Source organism: Nostoc sp., assembly GCF_036917235.1.
Lineage (GTDB): Bacteria > Cyanobacteriota > Cyanobacteriia > Cyanobacteriales > Nostocaceae > Nostoc.
Genome location: NZ_JBALDU010000035.1, coordinates 1 through 21,325, shown reverse-complemented (window position 1 = coordinate 21,325; position 21,325 = coordinate 1). Strand labels below are relative to the sequence as shown.

Below are 21,325 nucleotides of genomic sequence, written 5' to 3'. Positions count from 1 at the left end.
TTAATTTTAGTCTGGTTTAAGCTCAAATATTTAGCTGATAAAACTGGTCAAACAATTTATCAAATCAAGCATAGGTTGTTGTCAAATTATTTAGCTCCGCAATTAAAAGTCAAGACGTTACCATGTTTATCGCCTAGTTGTTTGGCGCGCTGAATGCTATAGCCGCGCCATTGCTTGTGACAGTTGTGTAAGTCCTGTTAAAAATCAAATAAGTTTCCTAATTTTTACTATTTGAATTTAGATTTAATTAGGTGGCAATTCCAAACTCATTTCACCCAACAACCCCTTGCGAAAATCTGTTAAAAGTTGCCTTGCTGCTCGCTCTACATCACCTTTATAACGATGTTCTGCTAAGGCGTGTAAATAGGTATCTCCGGTGTCTGATGTTGAATCGAGTTGGTAGCGAGACTGTAATGGTTTTTTTGGTAATAAATCTCCTGCTACAGCTTCTAAATAGTTGAGTAAATCCACTAGGGCTGCTGCTACTAGCTGGTTATCGTAAGATGCTTCACCGATATCATCACAAATAGCTAATTTCAAGGCTGCATCTTGGTCTTCTAATCTTAGAGGGATGACACCAGGAGCATCTAGCAATTCTAAATGTTCGGAAATTCGCACCCAGCGTAGTTGGCGAGTTACCCCAGGACGGGCTGCACTTTCCACGACTCGCTTTCCCAACAAGCGGTTAATTAAAGCTGATTTACCGACATTGGGAAAACCAATCACCACAGCCCGCACTGGACGGGGTAACATCCCGCGATCGCTTCTTCTTTGATTAAGTTCTACCCCAGCGGCTTGCGCTGCCCGCGCCACTTCTGCTATACCTTTACCATGTTGAGCGTTGGTAAAATAGGGGACTTCTCCTTGACGTTTAAACCAATCGATCCATAGCGATCGCATTTGTGGCGTAATCATATCTACTCGGTTAAGTATCAACACCCGTGCCTTACCTTCTACCCACTCACCTATTTGGGGATGGTGAGTCGCTAAGGGAATCCGAGCATCTCGTACCTCAAACACCACATCTACGCGCTTCAGCTGTTCTTTGAGCTTCCTTTCAGCTTTCGCTATATGACCTGGATACCATTGAATCAGGTTTAATCTATAGTTTTGAGTTATAGCCATAGTTAATTACCAAATAAATTATTATCACTTATCAATTATCATTCACTATGGCTTGATGTAAAATCAGACGATTGCCATCAGGGTCATAAGCATATATTTCTCTGCCGTGGGAAGCAATGGAAATGTTTCCTGGTGGAGGATAGCCCAAAGCAGTTAGGTAAGCGATCGCATCTTCTAAGTTAGTTACTTCTAAACACAAACTTATCTTACTTTTGGCGTAGACACAAAGTGGCTTGTCGTCAGACATCGCTTCAAATTCTGATTCTTTTGTGTTCTTTGGTTTAAAAATACCTAATCGCATACTAACTAAATTAAACTCAGCATAGACGTTCGGAACCAAAGGAACTGGCTTTTGCTCTAGCAATTTGGTATAGAAATTCACTAACTTCTCAAAATTAACCGATGCTATGGTGACAAATGCGTTAGTGTACTGAAAAACCATATAAGCTTTGAGTTATTTGATTTTGTTGAGACTATCACTTTTATAAAGTTCTTACACTCAGCACTTGCGGCGGTGTTGAATCTTGTGGATAAATGACATCTATGCAAAAATCTGCTGTAAATTTAAAACAAAACCAGGGAGAACATCTTCACCCGATAAACTTGTAGGAGATTGTAAAACTTCTGGTGCAAGATTTGGGCGATAAATTATTACTTGTTTATCTTTAGGATTAATTAACCAACCCAGTTGTAAGCCATTTGCTAAGTATTCCTGCATTTTGGCTTTAGTATCTTCCACATCATCAGTTTCAGAAACTAATTCCACTGCAAAATCAGGACACAAAGGGAGAAATTTCTTTCTTTGTTTTGGGGTAAGAGCATTCCATCTTTCTATCCTTACCCAAGAAGCATCAGGGGAACGAGTTGCCCCATTTGGCAGTTTAAACCCAGTAGAAGAATCAAAAGCTTTTCCGAGTTTATTCTGTCTGTTCCAAACTCCTAAATCAAGATACAGCTCAAAATTACGGTTTCCCGTTTCTCCTCCAGTAGGTGACATGATAATTAATTCCCCTTCAGCAGTTAACTCTAGTCGTAATTCTTTATTCACGGCTACAATCTGTGCAAATTCCTCATCAGTAAATTGCAGATTAGAAGGTAATTGTAAGGTTAAAGCAGTCATAATTAATTGCGCTCCACAAAAATCCTAGTTGCATCAAACCCATCTGCTGCTAATAGGGACGATTTAGCCCCTACCTCTACTTTAGGAATTCCCCCCAACAAATGCCCCATTGTTTTATTTTTTAAAACAATTTTGGGGTAGGTAATAGGGGTGTGAGAGACTAAATGAGAAAACAAAATCTCTAGTATAGTGTTATGTCAACTACCACATACGTACACTAATTTTTGTATTCCAGACTATCCGTTGCCATTCTTTCTCATGATGTAAACTAGGTTTATCCCATGAGAGAAAATAACCTCTCGATTTTGTGGTTAGTCTTGTAAAGGTAACGAGCGCGGAGGGATTTGAACCCCCGACCCACAGAACCGGAATCTGTTGCTCTATCCACTGAGCTACGCGCCCTTAATCTTCAATATTATAGCACGTCTGTGATAAAATTCCCAGCTTTAAAGATAATTAGCTGGGTCTACGGGTGTACCATTGCGACGGACTTCAAAGTGGAGGTGGGGGCCAGTTGAGAAACCTGTAGAACCAACAGCAGCGATCGCTTGTCCGCGTTCAACTGCTTGTCCCTCAGAAACATATAACTCGCTGGTATGACCGTAGAGTGTAGTTATGCCATTACCGTGATCGATAATTACTGCTCTACCATAGCCACCATACCACCCAGCAAAAATTACTGTTCCCGAATCCGCTGCTCGAATTTTACTACCATAGCTGGCGGCAAAATCTAACCCAGCGTGAAAGCGACGATAGCCAAGAATAGGGTGTATCCGCCAGCCGAAGGGACTGCTAGTAGGAGCATCGCTAGGATATGCCATTACCCCAGTTCCTCGAATGATGATACCTGTTCGGCTGTTGGTTTTTCCTTGGGCTTCTGCTACCTTTTGTTGAATCAAAACTTCCAGATTTTTAGATTCCCTTTCTAGCTGATTTTGCGCAGCTTCTAAGGCCAAGCGATCGCTATTCAGGCGTTGAATCAATTCTGATTGTGATTGTGCCTGGGTTTGATAATCGGCTTTTTGTGCTAACAGTTGCTCGCGAATTAAGCCGATTTCATTTTTTTGCTGTTCTACTTCCGTTTTTTGTTTATCGATTGAGTTTGCTTGGGTGTTGAGTTTGACCAAAATTTTCTGATCTGCTTGAAACACTAACTTCAACTGATGACGACGGCTGAAAAAGTCGCTGATATTTTCACTTTCGAGCAAAACTGCCCATCCCGCAAAAGCAGGCGATCGCTGAAGATAACGCAATCGTGCTACTGTTGCAATTTGCCGCTCCTGATATGAACGTTCTGCCACATCTAAATCAGTTTCTAACTGCTGGAGGCGTTGGGTAGCGAGTTGTAATCGTGATTCACTCTCTAGAAGATAGCTATCTGTAGTTTGCAGATTTTGCTTTAAACCAGTCAGGTGTTTTTGGGCCTCCTGTTGAAGATTTGTTAAGCGATCGCGTTCTCCAACTACACCCTGACGCTGCTGGTTCATTTGTTGCTGCTGTTGTCGTAGAGTATCAATAGACCCTGTAGACGTTGCGTCGGCTGGAATTAATGCCAAACAAATCCACAAAATACAGCAAAATGCAATAGATAAACAGCAATAAATCTGCTTTTTTCCGAGAAATCGCCCTCTCATAGTGCGAACCTAACTAAAACGATGCTTTCAAACACTATGAGGATTATTCCCAAAATCTGATTCACTCACTCCAACGCATTATTAAATTGGCCTGCCAAGTTGTAACACAAGGATTCTAGCTATGTCAGCATTGAGCAGGTATGTCAGCGGGTGAGGTGTATGAACGCACGTATAGCAATTCTCTTAATTACCTTGGTTTTTCCAGGTTTGGCAGTGGTGGGAGTATCGTTGTATTGGTTTAATCTCGATTATGCAGCACTTATTAAAGCTGAAAAGTATGTGGAAAACTTGGTAGAGGTTGGAAAAGTAAATGATAGACAGTTAGAGTATGCCTATCATCGCACCTACATTCATCGCATCAATGTATTTGCCGATGGTACCTGGGGATTACTGGGAGGTGTAATTACAGCACTAGGCATACATGGATTAGTCACTATTAAAAAATAGGGAGTGGGGAGTGCGAGACAAGCGGACAAGGAGTTAAACAAAACTCAGCACTCAGCACGGGCTAAACCTTAGCTATCCGCTAACAGCACTCAGCACTCATTAATTACGATTAGCTTTCCAATTTGCCAAATCAGCTAAAGAGCGATCGCGGTAACGTCCATAACGCTCTGGTTTACTTTTGATTTTCATTCCTAAATCGGGAAAAATCCCAAAGTTAGGCGGCATTGGTTGGAAATGCTTCGGCGAAGCAGAACTAATAAATTCTAATAACGCACCCATCATGGTTGTTGGTGGTAAAACCAAAGCTTCTTTACCCAAAGCTAACCGCGCTGCATTAATTCCCGCCAAGCAACCACCCGCAGCCGCAGCAGTGTAACCTTCAGTACCAATCAATTGCCCAGCTGCTAACAATGTTGGACGCTCTTTAAATTGCAAGGTAGGATGCATTAACTGAGGAGCATTAATAAAAGTGTTGCGGTGCATCACTCCCAGTCTGACAAACTCTGCTTTTTCTAAACTTGGAATTAATTGAAAGATTCGCTTTTGCTCGCCCCAACGCAGATTTGTTTGAAATCCTACCATGTTCCACAACTGACCAGCTTTATCTTCTTGTCGTAACTGGATTACAGCATAAGGACGTTCCCCTGTGCGAGTATCTGACAATCCCACTGGCTTTAGGGGACCATAACGCATGGTATCTTCCCCGCGCTGTGCTAGTTCTTCTATGGGTAAGCAAGCTTCAAAAAATTTTGCCGTTTCTCGTTCAAAACCCTTGAGTTCTGTTTGTTCAGCTTTACAGAGTTCTTCCCGAAAGTGCAAGTACTGCTCTTTATTCATTGGGCAGTTGAGATAAGCGGCTTCACCTTTGTCATAACGTGATGCCATAAAAGCAATGTCACGATTAATCGATTCTCCCACGATAATCGGGCTAGCTGCATCAAAAAAGCTGAGGTATTCCATCCCTGTAAAGCGTTGCAAATCTTCTGCTAAGTCGGGACTGGTTAAAGGCCCCGTTGCTAAAACCACAATCCCTTCAGGAATTGCAGACACTTCACCCCGGCGAAACTCAACTAAAGGATGACTCGCTAAAGTTTCAGTTAAATCTTGGCCAAATTGTCCCCTGTCTACGGCTAGCGCCCCACCAGCAGGAACGGCGTGTTCATCAGCTTTCGAGATGACAATCGAACCGAGTTGGCGTAACTCTTCGTGCAATAATCCCGCCGCGCGATCGCTTGCCATTGCCCCAAAGGAATTACTACACACTAATTCTGCTAAATGTTCTGTATGATGAGCCGGACTAAATCGCTTTGGACGCATTTCATGCAGAATTACTGGCACTCCAGCTTGCGCTATTTGCCAAGCTGCTTCTGTCCCAGCTAGTCCACCTCCAATTACTTGTATCGGTTGTGTTTCCATAGTTAAATTTTAATTCCCATATTATAAGTATCCATCAGCATTACAGAAGTAAAATTAAATCAAAAGTGATGTTAAACCACAACTAGTGCAAATATATTAGGCCAATTGTAACGTTGAGAATAAGCTCTCAAGGTTTTTTACAATCGATTCTGCTGTCACACCAAAAGCCATCGTCAGCAGTGTGCCTAACACTTTCCAACTGGCACATTGCCAGCAAGTGCGATCGTGTCCTCAGCCCTTGCCTAATTCCATGAATCAAAAAAGTAGGATGTTTTGTATAAACCCTTGATTTTTCCTTTTTCCAGATGATACATTCAGTATGCATTCAAGAATTAGTTAACAATGCGTAATTGGGACGTGATTTATGATTAAAAACAAAATCAAAGATAATGTCGCTTTAAATCTAGCGCCAGTTATGTTTATTGAGGAAGTAACAGATGATGATGAATTAAAAAGTGTATACGGTGGCGAAACGCCTCCTGATTCAGTACTAAACAGTAAGATTAATTCTGCTCTTGTAAATCACGGTATTCCAATTTATAACGATCCTAACAACCCAAATATATTAACAGAAGAGGCGGTGTTTGCTTTCAAAGGAGTTGCGGTTAATGAGACGTAGTAGATACAACCGATTTCCATTAACTATAGCAATATGCAATACTAGGACGTGTTTGAAAACACGCTGTATTCTCAAAAATAGGCTAATCTAGGTAATCCTGGAATTATACAAATGGCTAATCTAAGTCATTTGATATTGTAATCAAATCTTTGGCACTACTAAATAACAGCAGTTTTCACGAGTCCATGCTTGGGAGCGCGTTCAATGGCAACAGACAATAGACTTCTTGGCATTGTGGGGAAAAGCGGAAGGGGTAAAGGGTAAAGGTATGAAATTTTCCCTTACCCTTTACCTTTAACCTTTCCCCAACATCTTACAAAAGCTACTTTTGCAAGATGTCTAATCAACCCAACAAATTAACAAACACAACCTTGTCTGAAAGAAAAGCGATCGCTATCCCCAAAAAAAAATTAACATTAACCTTAGAAGTGTTAATTTTTCATCACATAAACTCATGGGTTACTACATCGCTCCCCGCTTTTTGGACAAACTTGCTGTCCACATCACCAAAAATTTCCTGAAGCTTCCTGGCGTGCGAGTTCCCGTGATATTGGGTATTCATGGACGCAAAGGAGAAGGCAAAACATTTCAATGTCAATTAGTCTTCGAGAAAATGGGTATCGAAGTGACTCACGTATCTGGCGGCGAATTAGAAAGTCCAGATGCGGGAGATCCGGCGCGGTTGATTCGGTTGCGCTATCGGGAAACAGCTGAACTGATCAAAGTACGCGGCAAAATGTGTGTACTGATGATTAACGATTTAGATGCTGGTGCTGGACGCTTTGATGAAGGCACTCAATATACTGTAAACACGCAGCTGGTGAATGCCACACTGATGAATATTGCTGATAATCCCACAGATGTGCAGTTGCCGGGAAGCTATGATTCCACACCCTTACATCGTGTGCCGATTATTGTCACAGGTAATGATTTTTCTACCCTCTATGCACCGTTAATTCGGGATGGACGGATGGAGAAATTCTACTGGGAACCAGATAGAGATGATAAGGTGGGAATTGTCAAGGGGATTTTTGAACCGGATGGACTGTCACAGAAAGAAGTTGAACAGCTAGTTGATACTTTTGTCAATCAGTCTATTGACTTTTTTAGCGCTTTGCGATCGCGCATTTATGACGAACAAATCCGCAACTACATCCATAAAGTAGGTTTTGAGCAGATATCCTTGAATGTGGTTAACAGCACTCAAGGGCCACCAGAATTTAAAAAGCCAGATTTCAGGCTGTCTCACTTAATCGAGTCTGGTAATTTCCTCGTTGGCGAACAAAAACGGGTGGAAAGTTCCCATTTGGTTGATGATTACAATCGACTCAATCGAGGTAGAAATTCTCAATCAGCACCACCTGCTGCTGTGACACCAACTAGTCAGCCGTCAAATGGCGCAACCAAAGAAGTAAAAACTAATCAATTCCAGAAACAGGAAGCATCAAGTCCACATTTGACTCTAGACACACAAGCTCAAATTAGACAATTATTATCTCAAGGTTACAAAATTAGTATTGAACACGTAGATGAGCGCCGCTTCCGCACAGGTTCTTGGCAAACTTGTGTTCATAGCCACATCGATGCCGAATCTGATGCCATCTCAAATTTGGAATCAACTCTGGCAGAATATAGCGGTGAATATGTGCGCTTAGTAGGTATCGATCCTAAAGCCAAGCGGCGGGTGGTGGAGACAATTATTCAGCGTCCAAATGGGAACAATTAGGGGCAGATGCAGCAGAATCCGGGAGTTAGAAATCGGAAGTTAAATCGACGGTTAGAAACTGCATCTAAACAGACCAAACCCGCCCACGCGGGTTTAAAAAGGTTTATTTTCTATCTTAATGGAGCAAGAGGACTCCCGTTAAGTCTGGCGACTGTAACGGGATGATGAATTGCGACCAGTATAAAACTGAGTGTAGCGAATCATTGTTATTGATGTTAGATGTACTGAAGGTCAGAATTTACCCAAACAAAGAGCAGGAAATATCCTTAGCTAAAAGCTTTGGATGTTCCCGCTTTGTTTGGAATTTCTACCTCAATAAAACTAATACTCAATACGAAGAAACGGGTAAAGGTATGACCTATATTCAAATGGCTCTACAGGTAGTGCCAGTTTCAGTCGGGGTTTAAATCCCCGTCTAAAAATGTCTTTAATTTTGAATTTTGTTAGCGCAGCGTTAGCGAGTCCGCGTACTCTGTAAGAGTTGCAAGCTACGCTTTTAGCGTCTCGTAGAGAGCGTCATTTTGAATTTTGAATTGTTAATGCGTCTTTTTGATCTTCCATCAATAAATTTTTTACGTTGTTTGATTTGCTTCCAGCCAGTTAAGTAAATCCTGAATGGTTGTAAAATCCAATAAAGCCTCGCCAAGTGCTTCTAATTGCTCTAGAGAAAGAGTTTGAATTTGTCCCCGAACCTCTTGTGGTAACTCTCCTACTCGTTTTTGTAGTAGCCGTAATACGAGTGTTTGTCCTTGTTCCTGTTTTCCCCGCTCGTAACCAATGCGCTCACCTGTGGTAATGTAGCTCATAGTCCGCTCCTGCTCATATTGCTTAAACTCTTGCCAAAATTCTGCTTCCAAGGCTTTTGGTAAAATCATAACCCAATCGATAAATCGGTAAAGGTTACGAATATCTTTTTCTTGCAATCCTAATTCATACAATCGGCGAATCAAGCTAAATTTCCAAGCTTTGCGTTCTCCTGGCTTTTTACTTGTTTGCTGCGTCTTCAAATGCGCCATTACTACAGTTGCAAATGGGTTGTCGCTGGCTTCTAATTCTGTCCAACGATTTTGATAATCCAGCAGCTTGACGGTTCCAAATTCAAAGTTAAGCCTGGTATTGGGATAATTATAACTATATTGATTGGGTCGCCATTTCGGGTCTGTATCGCACAAAATTGCCAAACTTATGGCAGGTTTCCCAAATCTGTCAAAAATCCGCAGGTTGTAGGAAAACATTCTTTCTGCAAAGGTGTCTTCTGATTTTGCTTGGATTTCTACATGGATTAATAGCCAAGTTTCTTGTCCTTGAATTTGCCAGACTTTAACTAATTTATCTGCATATCTCCTACCAAGTTCTGCTTCACGGGCTATTTGTTGAAATTCCTTGTCGAGAAATTCGTGGGGACGTTTCCAATTAATTAGTTTTGCTGTTTGGGGAAAGTAAGCTTCTAAAATTTCTTTCCAGGGGCTATCATTATCTGCTCTTTCCAGTTCCTCGTTCATTAGTTGATTGCTATACCATCTAGTAATCCTAAATCATTTGTGAACAACAAGATACCCAACTTCTTAGAGAAGTCAGGTATCTGAAGCTGCGAATTAGATTGCCAGATTTTTTGTTAATTCTTAAACAACTGGAAACAATATGTTTCCTTAATTTGAAAGCTGAATTTTTACCTTTTAACTACAAGTATTGGCTGAAGCTGAGGTCATCGTTCTTAAATCGCTTGTAAATGCGGCTGTGTATTGATAAGGTGATGAACCAGAGCAATTCATGGAATTTGTATTAGTGCCACGAGGAGTCCACCATGACTGAGCTTTCACAGTTAAATTTGTGCCATTCCATGATAGAGAATTGACAAGTAAAGAGTTTGTTTGTCCATTATCTGGCTTTTTAGAAGATAAAAATGTGGCATAATCAACCTGGCCATTAGATGGATTAATCCGGGCTATAACTGCGGCTTTTGGCCCGCCTCCATTACCATAGCTAGGCAACCACCGACCACTGGCAAAACGGCTAAAATCATTACCTGTTTGACTACCTGTAGAAGAGTAAATGCCATATAAAACATCACTTCCATTCCAATACAATCCGTAACCTGTACCATCGTCACCTGTTGTCTCGTAATCATTACGACACCATGCTTTTATCCCATTATTAAAGCGGATAGTTACAGGGTTTTTGTTATTTGATAATTGCTCATAACCAATGTAGATTTTTGCTGTTCCATTAACTACTTTTGGGCCATTTTTAGCTGCAACTGTCGCTTCACTATCATTGCAACTGAATGTCACAGCATCGCCAACCGATGTATTTATGGTTTCAGCTAAAACTGGAGCAGTTTTTTGTGTGAGAACTAAGTCACCTACTACAATTACAGACAAAGAAATGCCCGCAAAATACTTTTGTAATTTGCCAGAATAAATCATGTTATGAATCTGCCGAGACAAGGAACGGAAAACACCGTATCACTATAAACTCTAATCAGTATTTAGACAAGTAAAATGGTTGAAAACACTATGCAGCAAGAGTCTCAGTATTAAAAAATATTAGTTATGACTACAAAATGCCCGATCTAAGACGCATAAAGATGCATGATAGTAGCTGTATATAATTGTTGTTTATCAAAGAGTATTAGTACATATAAAAAAATGCAATAGGTTATGCTTTACCATAAACAATTGCAGTAATTGATAAAATAATTTTAATCAGCCAAGTGCCTTTGTTCGTTCTCTACATCCCTTGCAAGAACATTGTTTTCCCTCTGTTTTATGCTTTTATCTGGGCTGTATTAGGTAGTTTTAGGATTTTTATCTGAAGCTTCTCCAGCAACACCTTTCAAGCGGCTCAATCTGCTTTTGCGAATCCGTTCGCTATCACGAACCCCACCCGCCATTTCATATTCGCTGCTATCTTTGCCATATTTAAAAGCAACCCCTCTCACCATCTTGTCTGTAAGATTACTTAGGGTTTTCTCCATCGCATCAATTTTAGTTTTAGAAGAATCAATTACAGTTAACGCAGTATTATAAGCATCAAGCATGGTTCTTAGCTGTTCAATTGCTTGACTCAAGTTTTGCAAATCGCAATCATTACCAAAACTCATATTTGAATCAATTGCTTTTAGTCCAGCGGATCTCAACTCAGCTTTTTCGAGAACACGGGATGTACGTTTTTTACGAGACATCAATATATTCCTTAGAGAGGTTTCTAAAGCTACTTTGGCTTACTAAAGCTGTTTTTTGGTTCAGTAAAATTAGTGATAATTATATTTGTTAAAAAAATCCCAACTAATCTGAGTAATTTCTCTATATTTCCAGTTTTTACCTATTTTTCTTTACAATTGCTTTAATGTTGATGAGGAATATTGCAATGTTGATGAGGAATATTGCAATGTTGATGAGGAATATTGCAATATTTATGAAGAACGTTGCAATGTTGATGAAGAATATTGCAATTTTGATGATAAATATTGCAATCTTGATGAAGAACGTTGCAATGTTGATGCGAATACAACCGAGATAATCTATCGGTATACATTCATCACCCAATGTTGAAAATTCTTGCCTCGATAGCCGCCATTAACCCAAATTGTAATTAGTTGATGGCAGAGATGCCTACAGCAACGCATACATCAGACATAAAAAGCAAGCTAAAAGTATCAGTAATTACAACAGTCAATCCATGTACTACTGTTAGCTGATATAATTTAATACAAGAGGTTGTTTGAAAATTCGTTGGCTGTGATTTTAATTGCATTCTTACCCCCCTTATAAAGGGGGGAAACCGGAAAATCTAGTTCCCTCCCCAATATATCGGCTACGGTGTACACACAAGTCTTCTAGAGTTGCGCCACAAGCTTTTGATCCCCCCAACCCCCCTTAAAAAGGGGGGCAAAAAGCTCTCAAAGTCCCCCAATTTATCGGGGGATTTAGGGGGATCAATACACATTTTGCACCCAGCAAAAAGATGTGTGTACACCGTAGCCTTTCTAAGAGGAGGGTTAGGGAGGGGTAAAAAAATATTTGATACATCAATCATGACTTTTCAAACATCCTTTAAGACTTATGTAGGTTAGGTTGAGGCACGAAACCCAACATCCGCATGAGTTACTACGTTTGATTCCATCCACTTATTTACCAGGAGAAAACATAACCTGGCAAATAATATCATGTCCGCTTGATTGCTTATTAAACCCGAAGAACCCCACCCCGCCAAAGCTACGCTTTGTTTCCCCTCCCGAAGAGCGGCTATCTATTACCCGGATATTTCTTAAGATTTGTGAGAGTATTGACTCAGGCTTTTAATAAATATGGGGATAAAAATTATATGATTGGAGTTGCGATCGCAGGTACTGGATTTGGTCAAAAAGTCCACATACCCGGATTCCAAGCACATCCTCTAAGTGAGGTAGTTGCTGTTTATCATCGAGATATAAATAAAGCCAAAGCTATAGCACAATCCCATAATATCCCCCACGCTTCCGACTCGCTGACAGATATTGTGGCATTACCAGAAGTGCAAGCAGTCAGCATTTCGACGCCGCCCTTTTTGCACTATGAAATGGCAAAAACTGTACTGCAAGCTGGAAAACATTTATTACTAGAAAAACCGACAACCTTAAATGCACTTGAAGCGAAAGAACTTTATCAGTTAGCTAAAGCAAAAAGCGTTATTGCAACTGTAGACTTTGAATTTCGCTTTGTACCAGCATGGCAATTGTTTGCAGAGTTATTGTCAGAAAACTATGTGGGTGAGTTACGCTTAATTAAAATTGATTGGTTAGGTTCTTCTCGTGCTAATGTTTCACGCCCTTGGAATTGGTATTCTGATAGAGAGAAAGGAGGCGGTGCATTGGGATCTTTGGGTTCTCACGCCTTCGATTATATTCACTGGTTATTTGGGCCAGTGCGTAGATTAAACGCTCATTTAACTACTGCTATTCCTACACGAGTTGACCCGATTAGCGGGGAATCTAAGGCAGTGAATACAGATGACAATTGTATATTAACGCTGGAATTAGCTAATGGTACACCTTGCCAACTTTCTATCAGTGCGGTGATTCATGCATCAAGAACCCATTGGGTAGAAGTATATGGCGATCGCGGTACATTAGTTGTGGGCAGTGAAAATCAAAAAGATTATATACATGGTTTTCGTGTTTGGGGTTCCCAGCTAGGTAAACCTCTAACAGAAATAGAAATACCGAATCGGTTAATTTTTCCCAAAAATTATGCTGATGGGCGCATTTCAGCATTTATCCGCGTAGTAGACCAATGGGTGCAAGGAATTGAACGCAATCAGGAAATTACACCATCACTACGCGAAGGAATTTATTCTCAGTTGTTGATGGATTTATCTCATGAATCGCATCAAAAATCAAGTTGGTTAGATGTACCCAGTTTGGAAGAATTTCTGAGTAATTAGAAAACAAATGAGCAAAACTCCCCGCATTCGTATCCCGCCGGAAGTCAAAAAATATGTTTTTCAACGCGACCAATATCAATGCCGAAGTTGCGGTAAAACTAATATAGAAACTAACCTCAGTATCGATCATATCATTCCCCTCGCTCGTGGGGGTCAAAATGATATTAGTAATCTCCAAACTCTCTGTTTTACCTGTAATCAGCAGAAAACAGATAATATCGACCCGCGTTTTAGGCGATATTTTCAGCTTTAGGTTACGATGGTATGAGCTATTAGTTTCTCCTCATTTCTATGTCTCAAAATCACAATAGCAATTCTCGAAGATTTCCCAACATTAAAACTACAATTATCTACCTCTTCGCTATCACAGCTATGTTAGTAGTAGCCTTTCCCTGGTTATATGAGATTAAAACTAAAGCTGGGATCGATATATCACCTGGACGCCATGCAGGAACATTTTTTGAAAAACATACCCGTGGACTCTTTAAGTGTGAGTGGCTTTATCCCTACCATTGCGATCGCTCCCACGTCAGGTAAAGAAAGTTACAGCATAATTCAGAATTCAGAAGTCAGAATGGGCTACGCCCCGCTGCGCTAACAGTAGTAAAACTAAGTTGAAAACTACATCGGACAGGCATTTTGCAAATCCCTCACGCCCTCATCCCCTAACCCCTTCTCCCAAAGGAGAAGGGGAATTGAATGTCTAGCTCCCCTCTCACGGATGGGAGAGGGGCTGGGAGTGAGGGCAAAACGTTGACACCAATGTACTGCTGTGCGCCACTACATCTATCCCAACTGATTGGAGATTGAGCTAACATCAACCGCTAACTTTTTACCTAACTTGAGCAACTGAAGACACTGATTATCTCCTTCATTACCAAGGCTAGTAATACACACCGGGGCTATCTGACTTTGCAGACAACTAAAATATAGTTCCTGCGATCGCTGTAGGGAAATATCAATATTTAGTTGATCCCCGACATCAATCAATCGTTCCAATAGTTGGATATCTGCATTAAAACTACCATTGGCATCGTTCAACAATTGCCAGAGCGATCGCGCAATTAATTGTTCTAACATCTGTTTACCGTCGGGAATATTCAGCCGACAACGCAGATGTTTTGCTTCAGTTGCGATCGCTTCCAATTCTAAGATGTGATTCCAACTCTTTTGGGGATCGGCAATCTCTTGTTCAAGCGATCGCAATGTCATCAGACAGCGATGCCCTAAAGCAATATCTGCTGCAACCTGCAATTCTTGCGGTACTGCGATTTCATCGCGATGAAACGCCATTAGCACACCATAATTATCACGGTAGGCTTGGGTATACAACTGTCCTAAACGTGTCAGTGTTTCTTGACTCAGCAGCCCCATGATCCGGTGGCGTTCTTCAGCAAATAGATTTTGCAAGCTGAAAGCTTCTTCTCCAAATAGCTGCGTCATCGCCAAGATCGTATGAGCTGCACTAGCTTGTTTTAGCGCCCCAAACAGCTTTTCTTTTAATTGGCTATAATCACGCCGCCCGGTAAATTGCTGAATGCCGCAATGAAAATCCCAGCCTCCCAAATGCAGAACCGCAAATACCAAATGCTCACTTTCCCAAGTAATCTCTGATACCAGCTTTAAATTTCCCACAGCCAGAGTTAGCGATCCCATCCGTTGCAGTTGGTAATCTAACTCATTGGCAGCGTAGCAATAAACCCGCTTATGGTAACGCTGAGACTGTTTGTCAGCAGCATCTTTTCTCGGTAGGGAATTGTGTGTCTCTGCTGGTTTCTGGCTGGTAAATAGGGAAGTAATGGCGTAATGGGCTGCAACTTGCTTAAAGCCAAGCTGGGCAGTTAACACGAGTTGCCGATAAATTTCTGCACCGTGTTTGAACTGATCCACATTACTGGGGGCTAAACCAAGACGTTTGACAAAGCCTTTTTCCAACTGCACACCTGCCACATCCCCTGCCAATTCCAAAGCACGGGCGGCGTAGCGCAGAATTTGTGTCCCCTCGGGACGGGAAATTTCTTCAAAAAACCAGCCGCAACTAGTGAACATTAACAACGCATGACGCTGCATTTCTAATAGGCGGAGAGCGTCTACTTGTTCGGCTGCGGTTAGTTTGTGGGTTTGATGACGGGCGAGGAAATGGTTGACATTAGTAGCAGAGCGATCGCGCATGACTTGGATATATTCATCTCGCGCTAGCCAGGGATCGCGAAATAACTGTCTACCATGTTCTTCATACACTTCAGTTAACTGATCCCGCAGCCAATTTAGGGCATCCCGCAGTGGACGACGCCATTTCTGATGCCAAACACCACCTTCCCCACCACAACCACAGTCATCCTCCCATCTACCGACACCGTGGGCGCAACTCCAGGCTGTGACTGACTTTAATTCCACTTCCCAACTGGGAGAATTTAAGCTCAAATAGTGGGCGAAGTTTGTCACCGTCCAACCCTGTTGAGGAAACTCTTTGGTAAAGGCGTAGGCTAAAGTTTTCTCTGTTCCCTTTTTGTGGTGTCCAAAGGTTTCCCCATCCGTCGCCACAGAAATCAACTGTGCCAGACGATGATCCCCACGCACCGCCGAACCAATACGTCCGGCAAAGTGACTGGAATTATAAACGACATCACTAAAACCCATGTCCCGCGATATCGGCCCATCGTAAAAGAAGATATCAATGTAGGGTAATTCTTCTGTACTACTATCGTTGGGGCTAGTGGCAACCGCACTCAGAGGTGAAGATGAAGTATCTAGTGTTGGCTTCAAATAACAACGATAAGGACGGGTGGAATCAATCTGACTACCACCGACTTCGATCCATTCAGGATGGGGACGATCTGGAGTGGGGAGAGGACGGCAACGCAGTGCTTGAGACGGTGCCAGGACAATGAAGCGAATACCTTCAGCAACAAGAGCTTCTAGGGTGGCGTAGTCTACAGCCGTTTCTGCTAGCCACATTCCTTCGGGATCGCGGCCAAAGCGGGAGCGGAAGTCTTCTTTACCCCAGCGAATTTGGGTATATTTGTCGCGCTCGTTCGCCAGAGGCATGATGATGTGATTGTATACTTGCGCGATCGCATTGCCGTGACCATGCAAGCGATCGCTACTCTTGGCATCTGCCTCTAATATTCGCTGATAAACTTCCACATCGTAGCGTTCTAGCCACGACATCAGCGTTGGCCCAATATTAAAACTGAAATACTCGTAATTATTAACGATCCCCACCACTTCACCTTGGTCATTTAAGACTCTGGCAAAGGCATTTGGACGATAGCATTCCCAATGAATCCGCTCATTCCAATCATGGAAAGGTGCAGCGCTCGGTTGGCGTTCAATTGCGTCCAGATAAGGGTTTTCCCTTGGTGGCTGGTAAAAATGACCATGCACCGTCACATAAACACCATTAGCCTTTCCCAGGGGATCGGTTTCTTTGGTGTTATTGGGATCTGAATGTAATGTTAACGTTGAGCCAGAGCTAGCTGGCATTTGGGCAGCAGAAGTCATGTATATTTAATCCAAAACAAAAAACTTGCAGTTGCACCAAAAACATTGTGCGTAAACCTTTCTACAATAGTTTTCACACAAAATCCGGTATAAACAACAACTATGAAACCTAACCAAATTTTTGACAAAGCGGTTTTATTGTAGTGGGAAATCTGCGTTATCGCACAGCGCAAAGTCCGTTAGGCGGCTCTGCCGACTTGAAGGAACTTTGCAAGACAGCCCTTTCCCTGAAGGCTCAAAGTAATTAGCCATTGAACAAAGCCTTAGTTAGGGGTTTTCTGTTATTAAGCGCCAATCAAAATTTTAATTGTCTTTTAATATATTAAACCCCATTTTTGATGTAATACTTTGGCTCAAATTCATACTTTTGCAACAAAAGATTACAAGAACTCATTATATCGCAATTTTGCTTTACACAACATCCACAGCGGTAAGCGGAAAACAGTACAATTTCTGAATTGCTCTACAGGCGGTTGAGAGTATCCTATGGAAGTGCTGAGTGAAAGTGATTGTTAATTCAACACTCCAAATTTGAAACTTAGGATTGCTCGCTGTGAATGATACCCTCAACTTAAGACAACAAATGTCAACCAAAAACATTATTCTTTTCGTTTTACTACTATTTATCCCGGTTTCTGTAGCAGCCCACTTTCTGGAGTGGGGAGAATTGATAGTTTTTATTACAGCTGGATTAGCAATTCTGCCCTTAGCAGCTTGGATGGGTACAGCGACAGAAGAAATTGCTGTCGTAGTGGGACCATCATTGGGGGGCTTGTTAAACGCCACCTTTGGCAACGCTACAGAATTAATCATTGCCCTAGTAGCCCTGAACGCTGGGTTAATCGATGTAGTCAAAGCTAGTATCACGGGATCGATTATTAGCAACTTACTACTGGTGATGGGTTTTTCCATGCTTTTGGGAGGACTGCGCTACAAAGAACAGACATTTCAGCCAATTGTGGCGCGGGTGAATGCTGCTTCGATGAATTTGGCAGTGATTGCCATTTTGATGCCAACAGCAATGAACTATACTTCTCAAGGAATTAACGAAGAAACACTGCAAAATCTTTCTATTGCTGTTGCCGTAGTTTTAATCTTGGTTTATGCCCTAACGCTGCTATTTTCGATGAAAACCCACTCCTATTTGTATGATGTGGGTGTAGCGGAGACAGAAGAAGAAGAAACCCCTCACGCGAAACCAAATATGATGTTGTGGGTTGGTGTGCTGCTAGTATGTACCTTACTAGTGGCAATTGAGTCAGAAATGCTAGTAGATTCTCTAGAAGTGGCCACATCTCAGCTAGGTTTGACGGCGCTGTTTACAGGGGTGATATTGGTTCCCATCGTCGGTAACGCGGCTGAACACGCTACAGCAGTCACCGTGGCAATGAAAAATAAGATGGATCTTTCCCTTTCGGTAGCTGTGGGATCGAGTATGCAGATTGCCCTATTTGTTGCACCCGTGTTAGTTATAGCAGGGCGGATATTAGGTAAACCAATGGATTTGGATTTTAAACCCTTTGAATTAGTAGCTGTGGTTGTGTCAGTGTTAATTGCCAACAGTATTAGTTCCGATGGTAAGTCCAATTGGCTGGAAGGCACTTTGTTATTAGCTGCTTATACAGTATTGGGGTTCGCCTTCTACTTCCACCCAGTGATGGAAGGTATGGGGTAGTACCGCAAGGCGGAAATCAAAAGTCAAACAATTTTGGATTTTAGATTTGCGATAGCGCAGCGTTAGCGAGTCATCGAGCGTCTTTTGGATTGACTGGGCCCACTCTTGAGACACAGCTTGAGGATTTTAAATTGACTGTCTTCGGAGCGTTAGCGAGTCTACGTTCGCGCAGCGTCTCGTAGAGAGCGTCTTTTAGATTTATTCCACGCCACTTGCGGGTAGGGCTTGTACCGAAAATAATCCAAAATCTAAAATCTAAAATTGGCACGGTCAAAAGCTTGTATATCAAGGCTTTTGCAAGTTTTCAAATGTTGGTTTAATTTCCGCCACGCTGTACTAGTTAGTAGTGCCTAGGCGTAGCCCATCGTAGAGATCGCTCATATTTTAACGGATTCGCAAAAGTCTCCACCCTTAACGCCAGTAAAATAAAGAGATATAAGAGCGATCGCCTGTATGAGCTACTGCCTTAATCCCCATTGTCCCAAGCCGGAAAATCCTGATGATGTTAAGTTTTGCCGGACTTGCGGTACCAAATTACTCCTCAAAGAACGTTACCGTGCTATCAAACCAATCGGACAAGGTGGTTTTGGCAAAACCTTTTTAGCAGTGGATGAGGATAAACCCTCAAAACCACGCTGCGTAATTAAGCAATTTTATCCCCAATCCCAAGGCACTAGCACGCTTGCCAAAGCCGTAGAGTTATTTAACCAAGAAGCAGTGCAGTTAGATGAATTGGGCAAGCATCCCCAAATTCCCGAACTACTGGCATATTTTACCCAAGAAGCTCGGCAGTATCTTGTACAAGAATTTATCGACGGGCAAAACTTAGCCCAGGAATTGGCACATAAAGGTGCTTTTAGTGAAACACAAATCTGGCAACTATTAAACGATTTATTGTCAGTATTACAATTTTGTCACGCCAGACACGTCATTCACCGCGATATCAAACCAGAAAATATTATTCGTGAGAGCGATGCCCAACGCAAACTAGTATTAGTAGATTTTGGTGCTGCTAAATCTGCCACTGGCGCTGCCTTAAATAAAACTGGTACTAGTATTGGTAGTCCAGAATATGTAGCCCCTGAACAAATGAGAGGTAGGGCTATTTTTGCCAGCGATATTTATAGTTTGGGTGCTACTTGTATTAATTTATTAACAGTGCGATCGCCCTTCGATTCTTATGATACCAACAACGATACTTGGATATGGCAGCAGTACTTGCAAACTCCCATCAGTAATCAGTTGAGTCGCATTCTCAACAAGATGCTAGAAAGTATCCCAATTCGGCGTTATCAAACAGTAGACGAAGTTCTCAAAGACTTAAATCAACAGCCGAAAGTAGCAGCTACGCCAGCGATACCGCCAAAACCTATCCCTCAAGCCCCACCAAATTCTCCAGCCGCTTTTGTATCGAAATCTCCTAGTCAACTTGAGAAAGAGTTAGAAGAAATGAAAACCCAATTTATGGGTAACAGCAAACCTCAAGCAAATAAAATACAGCCACCAAACCCCACATCTCAGCCTTCTAGTACAAATAAAATAGATGAAGAATTAGAAGAATTAAAAGCCAAATATCTTGGTAAGAATAATCCTTAAAATTCATCTACTCAAATAAACGCTATATTTCGCGTTAATAATTTTAAGTATTAGGAAGTTGGCAGTGTTTATCGAGTTCCGAAATTACATTACTTGTATTCAGTCAAATAATTTAGATTCAATCGAACTGGCCATAACCCGCATCTTTGAGCTTGAAGGTTGCCGTCGCATTTCCCAACCACCTCAAACCTTATCAAATGAGGAATTGCGCCAAACTCCCTGGCTGCTATTACCCGACCTATGGATTGTCGGACTGTTCGTTAGCACTCCGGGATGGACTATAGTGAAAACTCAACCGAATGAACTACTATGCCGTCGAGCTAGGGGTGCTGCTCGCCCTCGGCTATCAGAACTAGCTATGCAAATTGGTTGCAATGCTTTTCACGTCGGCGCATACGGTCACAATGGTATCCTTCTGGAAGCAGATACTATGGGTCAGACGTTTATTTCTGGTAGCGTTGACCGTATAGAAGAAGAAGAAAACCAGTTTTATGAAGAACAGATTAATGCAAGTGGGTACTCACAATTCTTCTTACTAGATGTGCCAGAGTAAATACAGGCAGTTGTGAAACCTCCTTCCCCTGAACAGCAACAGGAAGAAGAAAGAAGGTTGCAAGAATTAGATATGTTGATAGGAACTGAGGAGGAGCCATTTGATGCCCAGTCAGAAATCGCAGAATTACTCAAGGGCCATTCTTGGCGAATAGATGAAGCTTTAGAGCCTCTGCTGAGGGGTTCCCCCTCTTATTGGCATATCTGGAAGAATAATTTGTTTTATCTAGCTTACACCCAGCAACTGCAACTTGCTAAGAATGGGGCACGGTTGCTGTATTTCCAACCTGCCGAACATTATCGGCAACTTGACCCTCTGTACGAAATTCAAGGAGACTATTAAGATTTATGTGCTTGTTAGTTTGCAAATAGCCAGAAATACCTAGCCACGGCTATACAGCATTTACGGCTCTTATGAGGTACAGTAGCAGCAACTAGCAAACCAGTTTCTTAAATGTTGAGGATTTATTAAATTGAGTGCAACTGA

At 41.8% G+C, this 21,325-nt stretch carries 20 protein-coding genes, 1 tRNA gene and 1 pseudogene; 12 read left to right on the top strand and 10 right to left on the bottom strand.

The features are described from left to right. Window positions 1-3 precede the first annotated feature (3 nt). Window positions 4-137: pseudogene (locus V7K44_RS33185) on the top strand (IS701 family transposase); the annotation flags it as partial. A gap of 106 nt (window positions 138-243) precedes the next feature. Here V7K44_RS33185 and ylqF read toward each other — a convergent pair. The 5 genes from ylqF to V7K44_RS12190 all read right to left on the bottom strand — a co-directional run bounded on the left by ylqF (window position 244) and on the right by V7K44_RS12190 (window position 3,879). After that, a complete protein-coding gene (gene ylqF / locus V7K44_RS12210; protein WP_334931738.1) occupies window positions 244-1,125 on the bottom strand; it encodes a ribosome biogenesis GTPase YlqF in 882 nt (293 codons plus the stop codon). A gap of 31 nt (window positions 1,126-1,156) precedes the next feature. Further along, the gene (locus V7K44_RS12205) at window positions 1,157-1,567 is read right to left on the bottom strand and encodes a VOC family protein (RefSeq protein ID WP_334931735.1); all 411 of its coding nucleotides are present in this window, start codon (window positions 1,565-1,567) and stop codon (window positions 1,157-1,159) included. Window positions 1,568-1,666: 99 nt separating this feature from the next. Beyond that, window positions 1,667-2,245 (bottom strand): Uma2 family endonuclease, encoded by a 579-nt coding sequence (locus V7K44_RS12200; RefSeq protein WP_334931733.1) that lies wholly within the window; start codon window positions 2,243-2,245, stop codon window positions 1,667-1,669. A gap of 329 nt (window positions 2,246-2,574) precedes the next feature. After that, window positions 2,575-2,647, bottom strand: a tRNA-Arg gene (locus tag V7K44_RS12195). A gap of 44 nt (window positions 2,648-2,691) precedes the next feature. After that, a complete protein-coding gene (locus V7K44_RS12190; protein ID WP_334931731.1) occupies window positions 2,692-3,879 on the bottom strand; it encodes a murein hydrolase activator EnvC family protein in 1,188 nt (395 codons plus the stop codon). A gap of 159 nt (window positions 3,880-4,038) precedes the next feature. Here V7K44_RS12190 and V7K44_RS12185 point away from each other — a divergent pair, with 159 nt between their 5' ends. Next, window positions 4,039-4,326 carry a hypothetical protein gene (locus V7K44_RS12185; RefSeq protein WP_322694718.1) on the top strand — a complete coding sequence of 96 codons (288 nt, stop codon included), beginning with the start codon at window positions 4,039-4,041 and terminating at the stop codon, window positions 4,324-4,326. Window positions 4,327-4,425: 99 nt separating this feature from the next. On the opposite strand, the gene trmFO is transcribed toward V7K44_RS12185, so the two are convergent. Then, complete coding sequence (gene trmFO / locus V7K44_RS12180; protein WP_334931727.1) at window positions 4,426-5,742, bottom strand: FADH(2)-oxidizing methylenetetrahydrofolate--tRNA-(uracil(54)-C(5))-methyltransferase TrmFO; 1,317 nt, start codon at window positions 5,740-5,742, stop codon at window positions 4,426-4,428. A gap of 364 nt (window positions 5,743-6,106) precedes the next feature. On the opposite strand from trmFO, the gene V7K44_RS12175 reads away from it, so the two are divergent. The 3 genes from V7K44_RS12175 (at window position 6,107) to V7K44_RS12165 (ending at window position 8,494) form a co-directional block, all read left to right on the top strand. Continuing rightward, the gene (locus V7K44_RS12175; RefSeq protein WP_334931725.1) at window positions 6,107-6,361 is read left to right on the top strand and encodes a hypothetical protein; all 255 of its coding nucleotides are present in this window, start codon (window positions 6,107-6,109) and stop codon (window positions 6,359-6,361) included. Window positions 6,362-6,815: 454 nt separating this feature from the next. After that, window positions 6,816-8,087: a ribulose bisphosphate carboxylase small subunit gene (locus V7K44_RS12170; RefSeq protein ID WP_334931723.1), complete on the top strand. Its 1,272-nt coding sequence runs from the start codon at window positions 6,816-6,818 to the stop codon at window positions 8,085-8,087. A gap of 161 nt (window positions 8,088-8,248) precedes the next feature. After that, the gene (locus V7K44_RS12165; RefSeq protein ID WP_334931721.1) at window positions 8,249-8,494 is read left to right on the top strand and encodes a helix-turn-helix domain-containing protein; all 246 of its coding nucleotides are present in this window, start codon (window positions 8,249-8,251) and stop codon (window positions 8,492-8,494) included. 165 nt (window positions 8,495-8,659) lie between these two features. Here the strand turns inward: V7K44_RS12165 and V7K44_RS12160 are convergent, their stop codons facing one another. The 3 genes from V7K44_RS12160 to V7K44_RS12150 form a co-directional block, all read right to left on the bottom strand. Further along, complete coding sequence (locus V7K44_RS12160; RefSeq protein ID WP_334931719.1) at window positions 8,660-9,589, bottom strand: DUF4351 domain-containing protein; 930 nt, start codon at window positions 9,587-9,589, stop codon at window positions 8,660-8,662. A gap of 174 nt (window positions 9,590-9,763) precedes the next feature. Continuing rightward, window positions 9,764-10,513, bottom strand: coding sequence for a hypothetical protein (locus V7K44_RS12155; protein WP_334931717.1), 750 nt, complete (start codon window positions 10,511-10,513; stop codon window positions 9,764-9,766). Between the two features lie 362 nt (window positions 10,514-10,875). Then, a complete protein-coding gene (locus V7K44_RS12150; RefSeq protein ID WP_334931715.1) occupies window positions 10,876-11,271 on the bottom strand; it encodes a hypothetical protein in 396 nt (131 codons plus the stop codon). Between the two features lie 1,142 nt (window positions 11,272-12,413). Here V7K44_RS12150 and V7K44_RS12145 point away from each other — a divergent pair. The 3 genes from V7K44_RS12145 to V7K44_RS12135 are packed head-to-tail and all read left to right on the top strand — an operon-like array spanning window position 12,414 to window position 14,048. Further along, on the top strand, window positions 12,414-13,511 hold the full coding sequence (locus V7K44_RS12145) for a Gfo/Idh/MocA family protein (RefSeq protein ID WP_334932011.1): 1,098 nt from the start codon (window positions 12,414-12,416) through the stop codon (window positions 13,509-13,511). Window positions 13,512-13,518: 7 nt separating this feature from the next. Further along, window positions 13,519-13,764 (top strand): HNH endonuclease, encoded by a 246-nt coding sequence (locus V7K44_RS12140; RefSeq protein WP_334931713.1) that lies wholly within the window; start codon window positions 13,519-13,521, stop codon window positions 13,762-13,764. Window positions 13,765-13,802: 38 nt separating this feature from the next. Then, window positions 13,803-14,048, top strand: coding sequence for a hypothetical protein (locus V7K44_RS12135; protein ID WP_334931711.1), 246 nt, complete (start codon window positions 13,803-13,805; stop codon window positions 14,046-14,048). A gap of 249 nt (window positions 14,049-14,297) precedes the next feature. Here V7K44_RS12135 and V7K44_RS12130 read toward each other — a convergent pair whose 3' ends face one another. After that, the gene (locus V7K44_RS12130) at window positions 14,298-17,015 is read right to left on the bottom strand and encodes a DUF3536 domain-containing protein (RefSeq protein WP_334931709.1); all 2,718 of its coding nucleotides are present in this window, start codon (window positions 17,013-17,015) and stop codon (window positions 14,298-14,300) included. Between the two features lie 583 nt (window positions 17,016-17,598). Between V7K44_RS12130 and cax the strand changes: the two genes are divergently transcribed. From cax to V7K44_RS12110, 4 genes are all read left to right on the top strand, one after another. After that, entirely contained in the window at window positions 17,599-18,690 is a 1,092-nt protein-coding gene (gene cax / locus V7K44_RS12125) for a calcium/proton exchanger (protein WP_334931707.1), read from the top strand. A gap of 453 nt (window positions 18,691-19,143) precedes the next feature. Beyond that, window positions 19,144-20,286, top strand: a complete 1,143-nt coding sequence (locus V7K44_RS12120) for a serine/threonine-protein kinase (RefSeq protein ID WP_334931705.1) — start codon at window positions 19,144-19,146, stop codon at window positions 20,284-20,286. 64 nt (window positions 20,287-20,350) lie between these two features. Continuing rightward, the gene (locus V7K44_RS12115; RefSeq protein WP_334931703.1) at window positions 20,351-20,839 is read left to right on the top strand and encodes a hypothetical protein; all 489 of its coding nucleotides are present in this window, start codon (window positions 20,351-20,353) and stop codon (window positions 20,837-20,839) included. Between the two features lie 12 nt (window positions 20,840-20,851). Next, window positions 20,852-21,181: a hypothetical protein gene (locus V7K44_RS12110; RefSeq protein ID WP_334931701.1), complete on the top strand. Its 330-nt coding sequence runs from the start codon at window positions 20,852-20,854 to the stop codon at window positions 21,179-21,181. Window positions 21,182-21,325 lie beyond the last annotated feature (144 nt).

Excerpts from the sequence above, each read along its gene's own strand:
- V7K44_RS12140 (WP_334931713.1), top strand. The coding sequence starts at position 13,519 with ATGAGCAAAACTCCCCGCATTCGTATCCCGCCGGAAGTCAAAAAATAT.
- V7K44_RS12145 (WP_334932011.1), top strand. The coding sequence starts at position 12,414 with ATGATTGGAGTTGCGATCGCAGGTACTGGATTTGGTCAAAAAGTCCAC.
- V7K44_RS12175 (WP_334931725.1), top strand. The coding sequence starts at position 6,107 with ATGATTAAAAACAAAATCAAAGATAATGTCGCTTTAAATCTAGCGCCA.
- V7K44_RS12185 (WP_322694718.1), top strand. The coding sequence starts at position 4,039 with ATGAACGCACGTATAGCAATTCTCTTAATTACCTTGGTTTTTCCAGGT.
- V7K44_RS12205 (WP_334931735.1), bottom strand. The coding sequence starts at position 1,567 with ATGGTTTTTCAGTACACTAACGCATTTGTCACCATAGCATCGGTTAAT.
- trmFO (WP_334931727.1), bottom strand. The coding sequence starts at position 5,742 with ATGGAAACACAACCGATACAAGTAATTGGAGGTGGACTAGCTGGGACA.
- V7K44_RS12155 (WP_334931717.1), bottom strand. The coding sequence starts at position 10,513 with ATGATTTATTCTGGCAAATTACAAAAGTATTTTGCGGGCATTTCTTTG.
- ylqF (WP_334931738.1), bottom strand. The coding sequence starts at position 1,125 with ATGGCTATAACTCAAAACTATAGATTAAACCTGATTCAATGGTATCCA.
- V7K44_RS12165 (WP_334931721.1), top strand. The coding sequence starts at position 8,249 with ATGATGAATTGCGACCAGTATAAAACTGAGTGTAGCGAATCATTGTTA.
- V7K44_RS12170 (WP_334931723.1), top strand. The coding sequence starts at position 6,816 with ATGGGTTACTACATCGCTCCCCGCTTTTTGGACAAACTTGCTGTCCAC.
- cax (WP_334931707.1), top strand. The coding sequence starts at position 17,599 with ATGTCAACCAAAAACATTATTCTTTTCGTTTTACTACTATTTATCCCG.
- V7K44_RS12135 (WP_334931711.1), top strand. The coding sequence starts at position 13,803 with ATGTCTCAAAATCACAATAGCAATTCTCGAAGATTTCCCAACATTAAA.
- V7K44_RS12200 (WP_334931733.1), bottom strand. The coding sequence starts at position 2,245 with ATGACTGCTTTAACCTTACAATTACCTTCTAATCTGCAATTTACTGAT.
- V7K44_RS12120 (WP_334931705.1), top strand. The coding sequence starts at position 19,144 with ATGAGCTACTGCCTTAATCCCCATTGTCCCAAGCCGGAAAATCCTGAT.
- V7K44_RS12130 (WP_334931709.1), bottom strand. The coding sequence starts at position 17,015 with ATGACTTCTGCTGCCCAAATGCCAGCTAGCTCTGGCTCAACGTTAACA.
- V7K44_RS12160 (WP_334931719.1), bottom strand. The coding sequence starts at position 9,589 with ATGAACGAGGAACTGGAAAGAGCAGATAATGATAGCCCCTGGAAAGAA.
- V7K44_RS12150 (WP_334931715.1), bottom strand. The coding sequence starts at position 11,271 with ATGTCTCGTAAAAAACGTACATCCCGTGTTCTCGAAAAAGCTGAGTTG.
- V7K44_RS12190 (WP_334931731.1), bottom strand. The coding sequence starts at position 3,879 with ATGAGAGGGCGATTTCTCGGAAAAAAGCAGATTTATTGCTGTTTATCT.